Source organism: Leifsonia sp. 22587, from assembly GCF_052044215.1.
Taxonomy (GTDB): Bacteria; Actinomycetota; Actinomycetes; order Actinomycetales; family Microbacteriaceae; genus Leifsonia; species Leifsonia shinshuensis_C.
On sequence record NZ_JBQENB010000002.1, the window covers coordinates 29,733 to 45,611 of the forward strand.

At 70.9% G+C, this 15,879-nt stretch carries 16 protein-coding genes; 6 read left to right on the top strand and 10 right to left on the bottom strand.

Annotated features, from left to right (window positions below; genetic code table 11):
• Positions 1 to 41: 41 nt before the first annotated feature.
• Positions 42 to 716 carry a helix-turn-helix domain-containing protein gene (locus tag ACTJI1_RS08085; protein ID WP_310128073.1) on the bottom strand — a complete coding sequence of 225 codons (675 nt, stop codon included), beginning with the start codon at positions 714 to 716 and terminating at the stop codon, positions 42 to 44.
• Positions 713 to 2,212 carry an APC family permease gene (locus tag ACTJI1_RS08090; protein ID WP_440742217.1) on the bottom strand — a complete coding sequence of 500 codons (1,500 nt, stop codon included), beginning with the start codon at positions 2,210 to 2,212 and terminating at the stop codon, positions 713 to 715. The genes ACTJI1_RS08085 and ACTJI1_RS08090 overlap by 4 nt, the downstream gene beginning before the upstream one ends.
• A 195-nt stretch (positions 2,213 to 2,407) precedes the next feature.
• Between ACTJI1_RS08090 and ACTJI1_RS08095 the strand changes: the two genes are divergently transcribed.
• Genes ACTJI1_RS08095 through ACTJI1_RS08105 form a run of 3 tightly spaced genes read left to right on the top strand, consistent with a single transcriptional unit; the run spans position 2,408 to position 6,460 of the window.
• The gene (locus ACTJI1_RS08095) at positions 2,408 to 3,910 is read left to right on the top strand and encodes an APC family permease (RefSeq protein ID WP_310128071.1); all 1,503 of its coding nucleotides are present in this window, start codon (positions 2,408 to 2,410) and stop codon (positions 3,908 to 3,910) included.
• A gap of 13 nt (positions 3,911 to 3,923) precedes the next feature.
• Positions 3,924 to 5,936: a primary-amine oxidase gene (locus tag ACTJI1_RS08100; RefSeq protein ID WP_440742218.1), complete on the top strand. Its 2,013-nt coding sequence runs from the start codon at positions 3,924 to 3,926 to the stop codon at positions 5,934 to 5,936.
• On the top strand, positions 5,933 to 6,460 hold the full coding sequence (locus tag ACTJI1_RS08105; protein ID WP_440742219.1) for a hypothetical protein: 528 nt from the start codon (positions 5,933 to 5,935) through the stop codon (positions 6,458 to 6,460). Before ACTJI1_RS08100 ends, ACTJI1_RS08105 begins: the two co-directional genes overlap by 4 nt.
• Positions 6,461 to 6,631: 171 nt before the next feature.
• Here ACTJI1_RS08105 and ACTJI1_RS08110 read toward each other — a convergent pair whose 3' ends face one another.
• From ACTJI1_RS08110 to ACTJI1_RS08125, 4 genes are all read right to left on the bottom strand, one after another.
• On the bottom strand, positions 6,632 to 7,663 hold the full coding sequence (locus ACTJI1_RS08110; RefSeq protein ID WP_310128068.1) for an LCP family protein: 1,032 nt from the start codon (positions 7,661 to 7,663) through the stop codon (positions 6,632 to 6,634).
• A gap of 227 nt (positions 7,664 to 7,890) precedes the next feature.
• Positions 7,891 to 8,793 (bottom strand): NADP-dependent oxidoreductase, encoded by a 903-nt coding sequence (locus ACTJI1_RS08115; protein ID WP_440742220.1) that lies wholly within the window; start codon positions 8,791 to 8,793, stop codon positions 7,891 to 7,893.
• Positions 8,793 to 9,260: a heme-degrading domain-containing protein gene (locus ACTJI1_RS08120; RefSeq protein ID WP_310128066.1), complete on the bottom strand. Its 468-nt coding sequence runs from the start codon at positions 9,258 to 9,260 to the stop codon at positions 8,793 to 8,795. The genes ACTJI1_RS08115 and ACTJI1_RS08120 overlap by 1 nt, the downstream gene beginning before the upstream one ends.
• Positions 9,261 to 9,361: 101 nt before the next feature.
• Positions 9,362 to 10,129: a DUF4386 domain-containing protein gene (locus ACTJI1_RS08125; protein ID WP_310128065.1), complete on the bottom strand. Its 768-nt coding sequence runs from the start codon at positions 10,127 to 10,129 to the stop codon at positions 9,362 to 9,364.
• Positions 10,130 to 10,305: 176 nt separating this feature from the next.
• Between ACTJI1_RS08125 and ACTJI1_RS08130 the strand changes: the two genes are divergently transcribed.
• From ACTJI1_RS08130 to ACTJI1_RS08140, 3 genes are all read left to right on the top strand, one after another.
• Complete coding sequence (locus tag ACTJI1_RS08130) at positions 10,306 to 10,644, top strand: histone-like nucleoid-structuring protein Lsr2 (RefSeq protein ID WP_440742221.1); 339 nt, start codon at positions 10,306 to 10,308, stop codon at positions 10,642 to 10,644.
• 135 nt (positions 10,645 to 10,779) lie between these two features.
• Entirely contained in the window at positions 10,780 to 11,073 is a 294-nt protein-coding gene (locus tag ACTJI1_RS08135; RefSeq protein ID WP_440742222.1) for a hypothetical protein, read from the top strand.
• 113 nt (positions 11,074 to 11,186) lie between these two features.
• The gene (locus ACTJI1_RS08140; protein ID WP_440742223.1) at positions 11,187 to 11,480 is read left to right on the top strand and encodes a hypothetical protein; all 294 of its coding nucleotides are present in this window, start codon (positions 11,187 to 11,189) and stop codon (positions 11,478 to 11,480) included.
• 81 nt (positions 11,481 to 11,561) lie between these two features.
• Here ACTJI1_RS08140 and ACTJI1_RS08145 read toward each other — a convergent pair whose 3' ends face one another.
• From ACTJI1_RS08145 to ACTJI1_RS08160, 4 genes are all read right to left on the bottom strand, one after another.
• Positions 11,562 to 12,341, bottom strand: coding sequence for an alpha/beta fold hydrolase (locus ACTJI1_RS08145; protein WP_440742224.1), 780 nt, complete (start codon positions 12,339 to 12,341; stop codon positions 11,562 to 11,564).
• Between the two features lie 101 nt (positions 12,342 to 12,442).
• Positions 12,443 to 12,652, bottom strand: coding sequence for a hypothetical protein (locus ACTJI1_RS08150; protein WP_440742225.1), 210 nt, complete (start codon positions 12,650 to 12,652; stop codon positions 12,443 to 12,445).
• 139 nt (positions 12,653 to 12,791) lie between these two features.
• Entirely contained in the window at positions 12,792 to 14,453 is a 1,662-nt protein-coding gene (qcrB, locus tag ACTJI1_RS08155) for a cytochrome bc1 complex cytochrome b subunit (protein WP_440742226.1), read from the bottom strand.
• On the bottom strand, positions 14,453 to 15,817 hold the full coding sequence (locus tag ACTJI1_RS08160; RefSeq protein WP_440742227.1) for an NAD(P)/FAD-dependent oxidoreductase: 1,365 nt from the start codon (positions 15,815 to 15,817) through the stop codon (positions 14,453 to 14,455). Before ACTJI1_RS08160 ends, qcrB begins: the two co-directional genes overlap by 1 nt.
• Positions 15,818 to 15,879 lie beyond the last annotated feature (62 nt).

Consider the following 15,879-nt stretch of genomic DNA (forward strand, 5'->3'; position numbering starts at 1 on the left):
CGCCGGGGCCGCTCCCCTGCGCGCGGCCAGCGCCGCCTCGGTCAGGCGTGCTGCAGCAGCGGACCGAGCCGCACCGCGGTGTCCGCCACCAGCGAGACCAGTCCGTCCCGATCGGCGAGCCGCGCCGCGGGCAGTGCCAGGGCGAGACCCGCGATGAGGCGCTGATCGCCGCCGCGTACCGGGACGGCGAGGCACCCGAAGCCGGGCGTCAGTTCGCCCTCCTGGGTCGTGAACCGCGTCGGCGACGGCACCGTCCGGGCGGCCTCCTCCGCCAGCAGCAGCCGGCCGAGGGCGGAGACGCTGAGGTCGGAGGCGATCCGCCGCGGGTCGGAGAGCGGGAAGTCCGGGTCCACATCCACCGGAACGACGCGCCCGCCCCGGTACACCGCGAGGTGCACGCCGCCGCGGATGCGCGCGCGCAGGTCTGCGACCGCCTCGCGCGCCGTCGCGGCGGCATCCTGGGCCTGGGCGACGTCCGCGAGCTCGGCGACTTTGCGGCCGAGGGCGAACCCGCGCAGGTCGGGCATCCGCACCAGGTACTCGTCCTGCACCAGCAGATTCAGCAGCCGGTAGGCGGTCGCACGCGGGAGGCCCAGTCGCGCCGACAGCTGCTGGGCGGTCACCCCGGGGCCGGCCCGCGCGACCTCCTCCAGCACGGCGAGCGCACTGTGCACCGCGCCGGGCTGGCGGCCGCTCAGTTCGGGGATCGCGCTCATGGCGCCCCGCCGAGAACGTCCCCCGTCGTCGGCTCGTCGTAGAGCCCGATGCGGCGCAACGCCTCCGGGCGGTGGCGACGGCACACTCCCCAGAGCAGCCACGCGGTGGCGGCGACGACGGCCAGCAGCAGCACCGCGACCGCCCGGTCGCCGGACCCTTCGAGCCAGAGGTCGAGCCCGAGCGCGGTGAGGAGCCCCGCGGCCGCGATGGCCGCGGCCACGGCGGGGCCGATCGTCAGCTCCCCGATCCGGCGCAGGAAGAACGGCGCCGCGATGCAGACGAGCGCGTAGGCGGTCATGTAGCCCGCCGCCGCGCACACCACGATCACCCCCATCGCCTGCCAGGCGCCCATCCCCGCCGACACCAGCGCTGCCGGAAGCGCCACCTCGGCGGCGACGCCCACGGCGAGCGCCACGTACGGCGTGCGGAACCGCGGGTGGGTGCGCCCGAGGGCGCGGGGCGCGATGCCCTCCCGGCCGAGCGAGAACAGCACCCGCGCCAGAGCGGTGGTGGATGCCAGGGCACAGGCCAGGAACGAGCTGGCGAGCGCCGCATCCAGCAGCAGCCCGATCCACTCGACGCCCGCGCGCGCCGCGAGGTCGTTGACCGGGCTGTCGCTGCGCGCGAGGTCGCCGCCGAGCGCGTCGAACCCGGCGAGCTGCGTGTACGCGGAGAGCAGGTAGAGCACCCCGGCGGCGATCACGGTCCACCGGATGGTGCGTGGGATGGTCGCGAACGGCCGCCGGGACTCGACGCCGAGCGTCGCGGCGCTCTCGAACCCGACGAACGCCGTCACCGCCACCGTCGTCCCGGCTGCGAGCTGTGGGATGCCTACACCGCGCGGGAGGGCGACGTCCCAGAACGACGGCGCCGGCACCCGCACCAGCAGCACGACGATCAGCACCAGGATGCCCGCGATCGACAGCAGCTCGATGACCAGCGTGACACGGGTCGAGAGCCGGATGCCGCGCCACAGCACCAGCAGGCACAGCGCTCCGAACCCGGCCAGGAGGGCGAGCACGACCGCGCGCGAACCGGCCACCGCCGGCATGACGTGCGCCAGCAGCGTCTGCCCGTAGTAGGCGGCGCCCAGGAGGGCGAACATCGCCACGAATCCGTAGCCCACGATCATCGCGGCGCTCGTCGCGAACCCCGCTCGGACGCCGAGGCCCCGCGCCGCGAACGTGTACAGGGAGCCGGTCGCGGCCATCCGCCGCGTGAACTGGTTGACCGCATAGGCCACGAGGGCCATCAGGACGCCCGCCAGCAGGAAGGCCAGCAGCGTCCCCGACCCCACGCGTGCGGCCACGAGCACCGGGCAGGTCGCCGCCGCCGCGGAGGGGGCGACCGCGCCGACCGACTGCGCCAGCACATCCACGAACGACAGACTTCGGCGGTCGAGCCCCGCCATCGGCGAGCGCGCGGGGAGTCCGTCCACCGGCGTGGGATCGGCGATGGCGCGGCTCAGAGCCGTCACGGGGGGCTGTGCTGTCACGGTGTGCTCCTCGCTCGCGAGGCTACGTCGCACGTGTTGCGGCCGGGTTTCGTCGGCGTCACGACCGGATGACCGCCGAATGCGACAGCGCGTGTCCCATTCGGGCGGCGGTGACTCTTCACGGGGGCGGAACGGACGCGCAACACCGCGTCGTGAGACTGGCCGCACCCACTCCCTCTCCCCCTTGGAGGAACCATGACGGCTGCACAGGAGCCTCAGACCCTGCTCGGCGATCCGGTCGCGCTGCGCGGGCCGGGCGCCGCCCGCCAGCTCTCCGGACGGCTCGGCGTCGGATCGATCGTGTTCATGGTGGTCGCCGCGGCGGCCCCGCTCACGGTCATCGGCGGCGGCTTCCCCGTCGCCGTGCTGCTCGGCAACGGCGCCGGCGTGCCGAGCATGTTCGCGATCGGTGCGATCATCCTGCTGTTCTTCGCGGTCGGGCTCAGCGCGATGAGCCGCTTCATCCCGCGACCCGGCGCGTTCTTCACGTACGTCGGCTACGGGATGGGCCGCCCGCTCGGTCTGGCGGCCGCCTATCTCGCGCTCCTGACATACACGACCGTGCAGGTCGCGGTGTACGGCTACCTCGGCGCCACGCTCGAGTCGTCCGTGGTGGCGCTGCACGGCCCCGACATTCCCTGGTACGTCTACTCGCTGGCGATGATCGCCCTCGTCGGCGTGCTCGGCTACCGGCACATCGAGCTGAGCTCGCGCGTGCTGGGCGTGCTGCTGATCGCGGAGGTCGGCATCGTCATCGTGCTGAGCGTCGTGATCATCGGCACCGGCGGAGCGGAGGGACTGTCCCTCGCGCCGTTCGAGCCGAGCACGGTGCTCTCGGGCTCCCCCGGCATCGGGCTCATGTTCGCGCTGGCCGGGTTCATCGGCTTCGAGTCCACCGCGATCTTCCGCGACGAGGCCAAGGAGCCCGAGAAGACCATCCCCCGCGCCACCTACATCGCCGTGATCGCGATCGGCCTGTTCTACACGTTCGCCTCCTGGGCTCTGGTGATGGGATGGGGCCCCGCGAAGATCGTGGACGTGGTCGCCTCCGACACCGGCGGCTTCATCGTCAACACCGCGGTGCACTACCTCGGCACCGTCGGCGGAGTGATCGTCAACGTGCTGCTGATCACGAGCCTGTTCGCCTGCGTCCTCTCGTTCCACAACGTGGTGACCCGCTACCAGCACTCCATGTCGAACGCGTCGGTGTTCCCGGCCATGATCGGCCGCGTGCACGGGAAGCACTCGTCGCCCTACGTGTCGTCGCTGGTTCAGACCGTCACGGCCGCCGTGCTGATCGCCGCCTTCGCGCTGTTCCGGCTCGACCCGGTGCTGCAGGTGTTCACCTGGTTCAGCGGCATCGCCACGCTGGCGATCGTGGTGCTGATGGCGCTCACGTGCCTCGCCGTCATCATCTACTTCGCCCGGAAGAAGACCGGAGCAGGGCTCTGGCGCACCGTCATCGCCCCCGTGATCGGGCTGCTCGGCCTGGTGGGCGTGACGCTCATCATCGTCGACAACTTTCCGCTGCTGATCGGCGACGTGGATGCGAAGGGCACCCCCGTGCTCGGCCCCCTCTCGATCGCCTTCTTCGCGGCGATGCTCGCCTTCCCCGTGATCGGCGTCGTGCAGGCCCTCATCCTGCGTCGCACCCGGCGCGACGCCTACCAGAACATCATCGACACCATCAGCGCCTAGGAGATCTCGCACCATGACCACCGAACTGCCCATCACCCTGCCCCACGACGACACGGCCGCCCCCGGCCCGCTCTCCAGCCTCACCGCCGCGGAGATCGAGGCGGCGGCCCGCATCCTCCGCGACGCCGGCGCGGCCACCGACACGTCCCGCTTCGTGTACGTCGGCCTGCTCGAGCCGGACAAGGCGGATGTGCTGGCTGCGCTCGCCGGCGACGCACTCGTTCCGGACCGCGAGGCGCGCATCCTGCTGCTGGATGTCGCGACCGGCGCCAGCACCGACGCCGCCGTCTCCCTCACCCGCGGAGAGGTCATCGCGCTCGTCCCGATCGACGGGTCGCGCGGCCAGGTGCCCATCCTGGAGGAGGAGTTCGAGGCGATCGGCGGAATCCTCGCCGCCGAAGCCGACTGGCTGGCCGCGCTGGCCAAGCGCGGGCTGACCAGCGAGCAGGTCGTCTACGCGCCGCTCTCCCCCGGCTCGTACGACATCCCCGGCGAGGAGGGCCGCCGGATCATCCGCGTCTTCGCGTTCCGGATGGACCACGCCGACGACCACCCGTGGGCGCACCCCGTCGACGGACTGTGCGCCTACGTCGACATGATCGCCCGTCAGGCGACCCAGGTCGTGGATGCGTTCGAGCTGCCGGTCCCCGAGGAGCCGGGCAACTTCCACCTCGAGGCGGAGCGGCCCGCGCCGCTCGACACGCTCAAGCCGATCTCGATCACCCAGCCGGAGGGTCCCAGCTTCCAGGTGGACGGCGACCGGGTCACCTGGGCGAACTGGTCGCTCTCGCTCGGCTTCGACGCCCGCGAGGGCCTCATCCTGCGCACCCTGGGCTTCGCCGACCCCGACCAGGGCGGCGAGGTGCGCCCGGTGGTGTACCGCGCATCCATCGCCGAGATGGTGGTGCCGTACGCGGACCCGTCGCCGACGCGCTACTGGCAGAACTACTTCGACACCGGCGAGTACCTGTTCGGCCGCTTCGCCAACTCGCTGACGCTCGGCTGCGACTGCCTGGGCGAGATCCGCTACCTCGACGCCGTGGTGTCCGACGAGTTCGGCCGGCCGAAGACCATCGAGAACGCGATCTGCATCCACGAGGAGGACTACGGGACGCTGTGGAAGCACACCGACCTGTTCACCTCGGCCAACGAGGTGCGCCGCTCTCGGCGGCTGGTGATCTCGTTCTTCACCACCGTCGGCAACTACGACTACGGCTTCTACTGGTACCTGTACCTCGACGGCACGATCGAGTGCGAGGCGAAGCTGACCGGCATCCTGTTCACCTCCTCCTACGTGGAGGGGTCGGCGACGGCCAGCGAGGTCGCGCCGGGGCTCGGCGCCCCGTACCACCAGCACCTGTTCTCGGCGCGCCTCGACATGATGGTGGACGGCCTGGCGAACGCGGTCGACGAGGTGGATGCGGTGCGCCTGCCCGTGAGCGAGACGAACCCGTACGGCAACGCCTTCACGAAGCGGGCGACCCGCATCCTGAGCGAAGCGGAGGGCGCACGCTCGGCCGACGCCTCGGTCGGGCGCACCTGGCACATCGTCAACACCGAGAAGACGAACCGGCTCGGGAGGCCGACCGGCTACGTGCTGCACGCCGAGCAGAACCCGACGCTGATGGCGGACCCGTCGGCGTCGGTGACCGCCCGTGCGGCGTTCACGACCAAGCAGCTGTGGGTGACGCAGTACGCGAGCGACGAGCGGTACCCGGCGGGCGAGTTCGTCAACCAGAACCCGGGCGGCGACGGGCTCCCCGCGTACATGGCGGCCGACCGCTCGCTCGACGGCGCGGACATCGTGCTCTGGCACACCTTCGGCCCGACCCACTTCCCGCGGGTCGAGGACTGGCCGGTCATGCCCGTGGACTACGCGAAGTTCACGCTGAAGCCGTACGGCTTCTTCGGCCGGAACCCCGCCCTCAACGTGCCGGCGGAGGCACCCGCGCACTGCGCGCCCGGCCACCACGCGCACAGCGACCACTCGCACGGCGACCACGGCGACCACTCCCACCACGGATGATCGAGGCCCTTCACCTCGGCAGCATGCTCCCGGCCACGCTGGGAGCATGCTGCGTCGCCGGGACCGCCGACCGCCGCTCGCCGCTCACCTGGTTCGGGATGCTCGCCATGCTGGCCGCTATGGCGGACACCATGCTGCTCCCCCGCCCGCTCGTCCCTGCGATCGTCTGGGCGGCCCTCCTGCTCGCGACCGGCGTCGCAACAGCGCTGGCCCAGCGACTGCGTCCGCGTGCCGAGTCCGCGGAGCATCCCGCCCGGACGATGGCCGTGCACCGCGCCCTGCAGGCGATCCTGATGGCCGGCCTGATCGTCGCGGCCGGCGGACACCACGCGGCGACCGCCGTGGGCGACGCACACGCCGGCCACGGTGTGCCGGTCATCGCGGCCCTGGCGGCGGCGGCGCTCGCATTCGCGGTGGTCTCCGTCGCGGTCGCCGCGCGACGCCGGCTGCCGCTCCTCCCGCGTGCGGAGGCGGCGCTCGGCGGCGCGGCGGTCGCGCTGATGGCGGTACCCCTCCTCGGCTGACGCCGTCCGCCTCCCTCACGTCGGAGATCCGGGCCCGTCCGTCGGAGATCCGGCCCCGTACATCGGAGATCCGGCGCGATCCGCCACGGATCTCCCGCCACAGAGCGTTCCGTCGGAGATTCCGGAGGTGTTTTCCGACGGTAGTGCGCACCACCACGGCGGTTCGCCCGCTCAGCCCGTGAAGCCGCCCAGCGCATCCTTCGCCAGCGCCTCCCGCAGACGCTCGAGCGCCGCCGGGTCGACGTTCACGATCGACTGCCCGTCGGCCGACGTCCCTGTTCCGCCGGTCGGGAGGGTGAACGTGTGGATGCTCGACATGCCCGACAGCCGCATACTCGCTGCGAGGCCCAGCATCGTCTGGAGGCCGAAGCCCTGGTCGACCTTCACGTACGAACCGGCGGTGGCGGCGAACGACGTGAGCTTTCCGGGGTCGGTGAGCACGGAGAGGCTGAGCAGCTTCGACCCGAACGCGCGCATCAGCGCCTGCTGGTCCGCCACCCGCTGGTAGTCCGCGGTCGGGAACGCGTACCGCTCGCGGGCGTAGGCGAGAGCCTCGGCGCCGTCGAGGTGGTTCATCCCCTTCACGAACGTGTAGTGCGGGGACTTGACGGTGGTGAAGCCGACCGGGCTGTCCACATCCACACCGCCGAGGGCGTCCGTCATGTCCTTGAGGCCGGAGAAGTCGATGATGGCGACGTGGTCGATCCGCGTGCCGAGCAGCTGCTCGACCGTCTGCACGGCGAGCGGGGTTCCGCCCCAGGCGAGGGCCGCGTTGATCTTCGCGGTGCCGTTGCCCGGGATGGGGACCCACAGGTCGCGCATGATCGACATCACGTAGACGTTCCGGCGGTCGGCGTCGATGTGCACCAGCATCATCGTGTCGGCGCGCTGGTTCGTCACCCCCGCCGCCCCGGTCCCGGTGGGCGCGCCCCGCGAGTCCGACCCGATGAGGAGGACGTTCATCGCCCCCGTCTGCGTCGCGGCCGGCCGGGACGCATCGGCCGGGAACGCCCGCTGGATGTGCGAGACGTGCGAGTCGAACGAGCTCGCGACCGACCCGGCGTAGATCGCGCCACCACCGATCACGACGGCCACCGCGGTGGCGACGATCGCGACGACGGCGGCCAGGGCGACGAACCACCAGTGGTGGTGACGGCCGGACTTCTGTGGGCGGTGGTGATGATGAACGGCGAAGGAGACCACGGTCCTCGCCCCCCTCCGCGTCTGATCGGGGACGCATAGGCTGCAGAGTTAGATGCGATTTACTCACCTATCGGCAGAGTAGGACGGAACGGTCTAGGTGTCCTCATTTCTGAGGACATTCTCTGTACCCCAGTTCGAGGGTCGATCGATCGGTCGTCCCCGGGTCAGGGGATGCCCGGCAGCGCACACCCGACGGTGGACGCTGATTTCCGGGATGCCGCCGCGCCTTATGCGACCGTGAGGACGAGCTTCCCGCGCACGGCCCCCGACTCCCCCACCCGGTGGGCCTCCGCGACCTGGTCGAGCGGGAACGTCGCACCGACGGGGACGCGGAACCCGCGCTCCTCCGCAAGCCGCAGGGCCAGCGAGATCGCGTACTCCGCGCGGCCGGAGTCGCCCCGGCTGAACCGGACGCCGTAGCGCTGCGCGCCCGGGTGATCGGCGATCGTGACGACCCGATCCGCACCGCCCGTCAGCTCGATCAGCTCGCCCAGGACGCCGCTGCCCGCGACATCGAGAGCGCGGTCGACGCCGTCCGGAACGAGCGCCCGGACCCGGTCTACCATCCCCGCGCCATACGCGACGGGCTCGGCCCCCAGGCCGCGGAGGTAGTCGTGCGTCGCCAGACTCCCGGTGCCGATCACCCGCGCGCCGCGGTACACGGCGAACTGCACCGCCGCGCTGCCGATGCTGCCCGACGCCCCGTTGATGAGCACGGTGCTCCCGTCCGCGACGCCGAGCTGGTCCAGAGCCCGCGCGGCCGTCTCCACGACGGACGGAAGGGCAGCCGCCGTGACGAAATCCAGCGACGCGGGGATCCGCGCCCACGTCGACAGCACGGCGAACTCCGCCTGGGCGGCGCCCCCTCCCCCGATGCCGGCGACCGCGTCGCCCGACCGGACGCCCGTGACGCCGGCGCCGATCTCATCCACGACGCCCGCCGCCTCGTAGCCGATCGTCTGCGGAAGTTCCGGGTCCAGTTCGCCCCGGCGCTTCTTCCAGTCGCTGCCGTTCACCCCGGCAGCACGGACCCGGATGCGCACCTCCCCCGGCCCCGGATGCGGCTCCGGCAGGTCCACGATCTCCAGGACCTCGGGGCCGCCGAACCGGCTGAACTGCGCCGCCTTCATCAGTGCGACAGGGAGGCCAGGTACTCGCGGATCCCGTCGGTCACCAGCAGGTGGTCCTCCTCCGAGGTGAGGCCGGATGCCGTGACCGCGCCGACGACACCGGTGCCGGCGACCCGGATCGGGAACGACCCACCGGTGAGCGCGTAGTCGCGCGCATCCAGCCAGCCGAGCCCTTTCATGTCCACGTCCGCCAGCCGCAGTGCGACGAGGGCGCTGCTCGCCTCGAACCGGTGCACGACGGCGGCCTTCTTGCGGATCCAGTCCTGCTGGTCGACGGTCGTCCCCGGCAGCATGGCGCGGAACAGGACGTGCTCACCGCGCCGGATGTCCACGGCCACCCCGGAGCCCGCCGCGAGCGCCCGCTCGATGATGAGGCTCCCCAGACGCCAGGATGCGGCGAGATCGAACGACGGCAGCACCAGCTCCCGCTCCTGCTGCTCGAGAAACGGGATGGAGAGTTCGGTCATCGTCGTCCTTCGGTGGGGTGGCGAAGTCGGCGCGCGTCGCGTCACGCCGACACTAGCCGACCCGAGCCCTCGCGGGTGGACTTCACCCGCCGGCCTTCGACTCAGGCTGCTGCGGTCCGGGCGTCCTCGTCGAACGCGGCCGTCAGCGGCGTCGTCCTGAAGCCCCTGATGATCAGCCAGAGGCCGAGTGACAGTTCGAATACGGCCACGGGAAGCGCCGCGACGGCCGAGAGCGCGGACACCTGGGGGTAGGCGCCGAAGAAGACCGCGATGTCGGAGGCGAGCAGCAGCGGGGCGCCGATGAAAGCGACGATCGGGAAGATGCGCGGGACGATGGCGGACCGATACAGGAGGTAGCCCAGGAGCAGGTCGCAGGCGACCGGCATCAGGCTCTGGGACAGCAGGAAGGTCCAGTTGTAGTTGGCCAGGAGGCTGTGTCCCGTCGTGGTCAGCGCTGCGTTGGTGCCGGCGGCGCCGCCGAGGTCGTGCCGCAAGGTCGTCATCGTGAGCAGACTGACCACGCTCACGAAGGTGAGGCAGGTCTCCAGGAGCCGCGCGGCCACCAGGCCCAGGGCGGCGGTCTGACTGATTCGTCTGGTGAGCGGGTACAGCACGATCGCGGTGGCGATGCCGGCCAGGCCGACCACAACCTCGGAGAGCACACCCCACTGGAGTGCGGTGATGGTTCCCGCCCCCAGGATGAACGCGCCGACGTCGTTCTTGATCGGGGCATAGAGCGCGAGTGTCGGGATGGAGACGAACGTGATCACGTACAGGATGCCGACGGCAAGTGAGATCCGTCGGGAGGGACGCATCCGTGGTCGCTGAAGGGCTGCGCTCGCCGGAGGGATGGTGGTGTCTGTGGTCATGGTGTGCTCCCCGTATCGGCGGGGCCACGTCGACATGCACGACACTCGCTGTGCCCTCAGTATGCGCCGGGACCCCACGCGACTGTGTGCATGAACGGGAACCTCGATTAGGCGGGTGACGGGGTGCAACACGGTTCGCTACCCTCGGAGAGATCACCACAACATCGGAGGTCTCCGTGGCGCAGCAGGTCATTGTTCAGCTCGTCGACGACCTCGACGGCACCCCGATCGACGACAACAGCGGTGAGACCATCGTGTTCACCATCGACGGTGTGGAGCGTGAGATCGACCTGTCCGCCGAGCACGCCGCGCAGTTCCGCGAGGCCCTCGCCCCGTACATCACGGCCGGCCGCCGTCGGACGAAAGCTGCCGCCCCCGCGAGGGCCGGGAGGTCAGCGAAGCCGGACCTGCAGGCGATTCGCACCTGGGCGAATGCGAACGGGCACGAGGTCGCGTCGCGGGGCCGGGTTCCGGCCGCGGTGGTCGACGCGTACAACGCGGCGACAAAGAAGTAGGACGTGGCGCCCGAGCCGGCGCTGCCGAGCACGGCCCCGCGAGCAGAGTCCGACCGCCGGCCCAGGCAGAGAAGGTAAGGCCCGAACCTTCGCCGGTCTGCCGTCGAATCACCAGCGCGGGTGTAGTTTCTCGCTGTGTCGGAACCTGACCCCCAGCCCCCGAAGCGTTCCCTCACCATGCAACGAATCGCGCTCAACCGGGCCCGGGTGTTCGCCTTGACCGCCATCGTGGTCGGCGCGGTGATGACGCTGCTCGCCGCGCCGCTCGTCTTCTCGAACGGGAACGTCGTCATCCACGTCGGGCAGCTTGTTCTCGCCATCGCCGTTCTCGTGCTCGGGATACTGCGGCTGCGGAACGCGCGGAAGGAGCTGCGCGCGTTCGAGGAGGAGAACGGTCCCGGCGCCGGCGACCAGAAGCCGGTGCGCTGACGGCTGCCAGTTCGCACGCGCTCGACGGCTGCTCAGGTATCCCCATCCACCGAGCTGAAAGTCCCTTGTCGCGGCGAAGGCGAAGTCAAGAAGTTCGATGGTAGACAGGCCTGGTGATCTACGCCCTGATCCCGCTCGGCGGCTTCGCGGTCATCGCGGGATGCGCCTGGCTCTTCATCAGACGGAATCTCGAGCGCACGACCCACGCGAACGGCATCATCGTCGGCAAGCGCTTTGCGCCTTCGCACGGGAGCCTGGCGGCGAACGGGGCCCCGGGAGACGGGCAAGTCGTCGTCGTCCCGGATTCCTACATCTTCGAAGTCAACGACGACGGGAGGACCGGCACCGCTGTCGTCTCCAAGGAAGTATTCGACGTCTACGAGGTGGGCGACTACTTCGCCGGGTGACCGTGGGGAGGCGAGCCGACCGCTGACCAGAAGTCGCGACCAGCGGCGGCGTTGCTCACACCACTCGGGCTCCGCGAGGCATCAGGCTGCGACGCTCGAAGCTCGGCCCGAGGACACGGCATCGAGGATGACCTCCGCCACCGCCTCCGGCTGGGAGACGCTCAGAGCGTGCGAGCCGCCCGGTACCTCACGGACCACCCGAGCCTTCGCCCGCGCGGCCCCCGCGCGGTGCTCCGCGACGGGGATGTTCCGGTCCTGGTCGCTGAACACGCACCATGAGGAGATGCTCTTCCACGCCGGCGTCTCGGCAGACAGCGGTTCCGTGAGCGCCGCCTGAGTGACCGGGCGCTGCGTCGCCGCCATGAGTGCGGCCGTCTCCTCCGGCACGTCTGCGCAGAACTGATCGCGGAAGACGGAGGGCCGGATCACCAGCTCCACACTGCCGTCGCTGAGCGTGCGCGGCGAGAGGGCGTCGGCGAGGGTGCTCCCGGGGAACTCCGTCGAGAGGTCGAACGCCGTCTGACCGTGCTCGGGCACGAATGCGTTGACGTACACGAGCGCGCTCACGTTGTGGTTGCCTGCAGCGGCCTCGGAGATGACGAGCCCTCCGTAGGAGTGCCCCACCAGGACGACGGGTCGGCCGACCGCAGCGATGACGTCGCGAACGTACGCCGCATCGCCCGCGAGGCTGCGCAGTGGGTTGGCAGCGGCGATGCACTCGATACCGTTTCGGTTCAGGATTCCGATGACCCCGTTCCAGCTGGCGGACTCGGCGAACGCGCCGTGGACCAGCACGACGACGGGCTTCTGGTCCGTCGTGCTCTCGGTGTTCTCGGTGTTCTCGAGGATGGGTTCGTTCATGGTCGTGCTCCTTGATGGATGGTGTCCGAGGACGCGGTCGCGTCCTTCCCGCCAGCTATGACCGGAACCCCGCTCACGGTGTGACCAGCCGGCGCCGTCGCTCACCAGTGCCGAAGCTTGCCCGCGTCGGTGACGAGCCACACACCCTCCACCAGGCCACGTCGCCCCTCCACGACGACCACCGCGGTGGGCCGTCCATCGCGGGACGCCAGCAGGCCCGGCCGCCCGTTGACGGAACGGAGGTCGAGCCTCAGACCGGCCGGAGCGCCGAGTGCGACACGCAGCAGGGTGACGGCGGCGGTGATGCCCACGGCCGGACCCGGAGCGCCCTCGGCGCCCCCGGAATCGACGACGACTCGAACCTCAGGCCCGAGCAGCCGCGCGAGCTCCGCGATGTCGGATGCCAGGCACGCGTCGCGAAAGCCCTCGACAAGCGCCGCGTGCTCGGCCTCACGCCGCGTCGATCCGCGTCGCCGTGGCCCGATCCGCGCGCTCCGTCCCGCTCTGCCCGATCGCCTCATCCGTTCGTCCTCCACCGGGGTCGCCATCGTCCACGGGCTGCAGCCTGTCCTCGAAGAAGATGCGTGCGAGCGTGCCGCGCACCCTCTCCATGAGTCGCAGACGACCGGCCTCGTCCGGGCGCACATCGTCCGCTCGCACGGCCGTCGGGCCGGCCAGACGGTAGCGCTCGGCCGCACCGACATCCGCGTGGACCTCGACGTACTCGCCGCCGGGCAGCCGGACGATGCGCCCGGTCTCGTACCCGTGCACGAGGATCTCCCGGTCGCGCTTCTGCAGCGCGAGGCAGACCCGCCGCGTCACCAGGAAGGCGACGACCGGGCCGAGGACGACGATCGCCTGGTACAGCGCGACGACCGACTCGACGGTGACGTGGAAGTGCGTCGCGACCACGTCCGCGCTGCCCGCTCCCCACAGGGCGCCGTAGAAGACGAGGCCGGCGACGCCGAGCCCGGTGCGGGTCGGCTCATTCCTGGGGCGGTCGAGGATGCGATGGTCCAGCCGGTCGCCGGTCACCCACTCCTCGACGAACGGGTAGATGGCGACGGCGAGGAGGTACAGGCCGACGACGGCCAACGGGACGAGGATGGCGAGCGTCCAGGTGCGGCCGAGCCACACCACCTCCCACCCGGGCGGGACGAGGCGCAGCGCGCCGTCGAGGAACCCGGTGTACCAGTCGGGCTGGCTTCCCGCCGACGCGTCGCCGGGTGAGGACGGCCCGTACAGCCAGATCGGGCTGATGGTGACCGTCGCGGCGACCAGGAGCAGGCCGCCGGTGACGAGCGCGAACAGTCCGCCCGCTCGCACGGCAAGGTTCGGCCAGACCGGGACCCCGACGACGCGCTCTTCGGTGCGGCCGGGCCCGGCGAACTGCACCGGCCCGTTCACGTACGCACTCCGCGCACGGGCGGCGATCAGCACGACGAGCAGCACCGGAACGACGGCCACGTGGATGGGATACAGGTTCTCGATGATCCGCCCCGGGAACTCCCCGCCGAACAGCAACGCGGAGAGCCAGGTGCCGACGACCGGGATGCCGAGCACGATCCCTTCGACGATCCGCAGGCCCGTGCCCGAGAGCATGTCGTCGGGGAGGGCGTAGCCGCTCCACCCGCCGATGAGCGCGGTGATCAAGAGCCCGAAGAGAAGCACCCACGAGAGGCGGCGCGGGCGCCGGAACGCTCCGGTGAAGAAGGTGACGGCGAGCTGCAGGATGAGCGCCGCCGGGAGCAGCAGGGCCGCCCAGTGGTGCGCCTGCCGCACCAGCAGTCCGCCGGGGAGCTCGAACGTCACGGCCAGGGTCGACCGGAGCGCCTTCGACATCTCCGCGCCGGCGAGCGGGAGGTACGGCCCGTCGTAGGTGACGCGATCGCTGGAGGGCGTGTACACGAACATCAGGATGAACCCGGTCACGAACAGCACGACCACGCAGGCGAAGGCGACCACTCCAAACAGATTCGTCCAGTGCAGCGGCGCCCGGCGCATCCTGAGCTCCTCGCGCAGCCCCACGGCGCGGCGGCCGGCGGAGGTGTTCGACACGACCCGGGACAGGCGGGCGGTGACGGAGGGGTGGATCCTACGGTCGACAGGCATCAGAAGCTCCCGACTCTCTCGCGATCGGCCACCTCGCGGTCGGCAACCTCGCGGTCGCCCGTCTCGCCGGCGAAGGCGCGGCGCGGATGCTGCACCGAGAGCAGCGAGACGATGTCGCGGCCGAAGAACACGGCGCTCGCCCAGATGAGGAGCACCCGCACCTTGCGCTCCCAGGTCGGGATCGCGAGCACGTGGTAACCGCGGTGCATCACCCAGGCGAGGAAGCCGGTGATCACGATTCCGCGCCACTGGAAGATCCCCGTGCCGAGTCCGAGAGTCGCGACGACGCCCAGGCTGTGGTGCACGTAATCCTTCGGCTGCTCGCCGTGGAGCGTCGCAACGATGTTCTTCGCCAGCCGTTTCGCCTCTCGCACGGCGTGCTGGGCGTTCGGGACGGTGATGGCGCCCTCGATGGGCGAAGCGAGGTCGGGCACAGCGGCGTCGTCGCCTGCCGCCCAGGCGTCGGGCACGCCCGCCTCCGGCGTTCCCACCCGCAGGTCGGCGCGGACCATGACCGATCCGCGCGCGGTGACCGGCAGATCGGTGTGGTTGGCCACGACCGGGTTCGCGCCATTGCCGGCGGTCCACACGATGGTGTGCGCGTCGAACTCCTGACCGGTCGAGAGCACCAGGTGGCCGCCCTCGGCCGAGACGAGCTGCGCATCCAGGTGGATGTGCGCCCCGCGGCGCTCCAGTGCTCGCACCACCCAGCGTCCCGGCTCGTCGGTGACCTCCGGGAGGATGCGGTTGCGGGCCTCGATCAGGTGGAACGACAGGTCCGCGAACGTGAGCTCGGGGTACGACTTCAGCAGCGCGGTCGCGAGCGAGAGCGTCTCGCCGAAGCCCTCGACGCCCGAGAACCCGCCGCCGACGAACGCGACCGTGAGCAGACGGCTACGATCCGGTCCGGGTGGCAGCACGGCGGCGCGGTCGAAGGCGTCGAGCAGGCGGTCGCGGATGGCGACGGCCTCCTCGACGTGCTTCATCCCGATCGCGTTCTCGATGACGCCCGGGATGGGGAACGTGCGCGTCACGGCGCCCGCGGTGACGACGACGATGTCGTAGCCGAGCTCGAACGGCTCGCCGTCCTTCGGCCGCACCGTCACCGTCTTCGACGCGTGGTGGATGCGGGTGACGCTCGCGTGGATGAGCCGGGTCCGCTTCAGGTGGCTGCGCAGCGGGATGGCGGCGTGCCGGGCCTCGATCGACCCGGCCGCGACTTCGGGCAGGAACGGCTGGTACGTCATGTACGGCCGCGGATCGATCACCACGATCTCCGCCTCGTCGCGCCGGAGCTTCTTCTCCAGCTTCCATGCGGTGTAGAAACCGGCGTACCCGCCGCCGACCACGAGGATCCGGCGCATCACAGCCTCCCTGTCCCGGGACCGGCGCCACGCCGATCCTCTCAACAGCTATGACAAGACAG

Excerpts from the sequence above, each read along its gene's own strand:
- ACTJI1_RS08085 (WP_310128073.1), bottom strand. The coding sequence starts at position 716 with ATGAGCGCGATCCCCGAACTGAGCGGCCGCCAGCCCGGCGCGGTGCAC.
- ACTJI1_RS08095 (WP_310128071.1), top strand. The coding sequence starts at position 2,408 with ATGACGGCTGCACAGGAGCCTCAGACCCTGCTCGGCGATCCGGTCGCG.
- ACTJI1_RS08100 (WP_440742218.1), top strand. The coding sequence starts at position 3,924 with ATGACCACCGAACTGCCCATCACCCTGCCCCACGACGACACGGCCGCC.
- ACTJI1_RS08105 (WP_440742219.1), top strand. The coding sequence starts at position 5,933 with ATGATCGAGGCCCTTCACCTCGGCAGCATGCTCCCGGCCACGCTGGGA.
- ACTJI1_RS08115 (WP_440742220.1), bottom strand. The coding sequence starts at position 8,793 with ATGAAGGCGGCGCAGTTCAGCCGGTTCGGCGGCCCCGAGGTCCTGGAG.
- ACTJI1_RS08120 (WP_310128066.1), bottom strand. The coding sequence starts at position 9,260 with ATGACCGAACTCTCCATCCCGTTTCTCGAGCAGCAGGAGCGGGAGCTG.
- ACTJI1_RS08125 (WP_310128065.1), bottom strand. The coding sequence starts at position 10,129 with ATGACCACAGACACCACCATCCCTCCGGCGAGCGCAGCCCTTCAGCGA.
- ACTJI1_RS08145 (WP_440742224.1), bottom strand. The coding sequence starts at position 12,341 with ATGAACGAACCCATCCTCGAGAACACCGAGAACACCGAGAGCACGACG.
- qcrB (WP_440742226.1), bottom strand. The coding sequence starts at position 14,453 with ATGCCTGTCGACCGTAGGATCCACCCCTCCGTCACCGCCCGCCTGTCC.
- ACTJI1_RS08160 (WP_440742227.1), bottom strand. The coding sequence starts at position 15,817 with ATGCGCCGGATCCTCGTGGTCGGCGGCGGGTACGCCGGTTTCTACACC.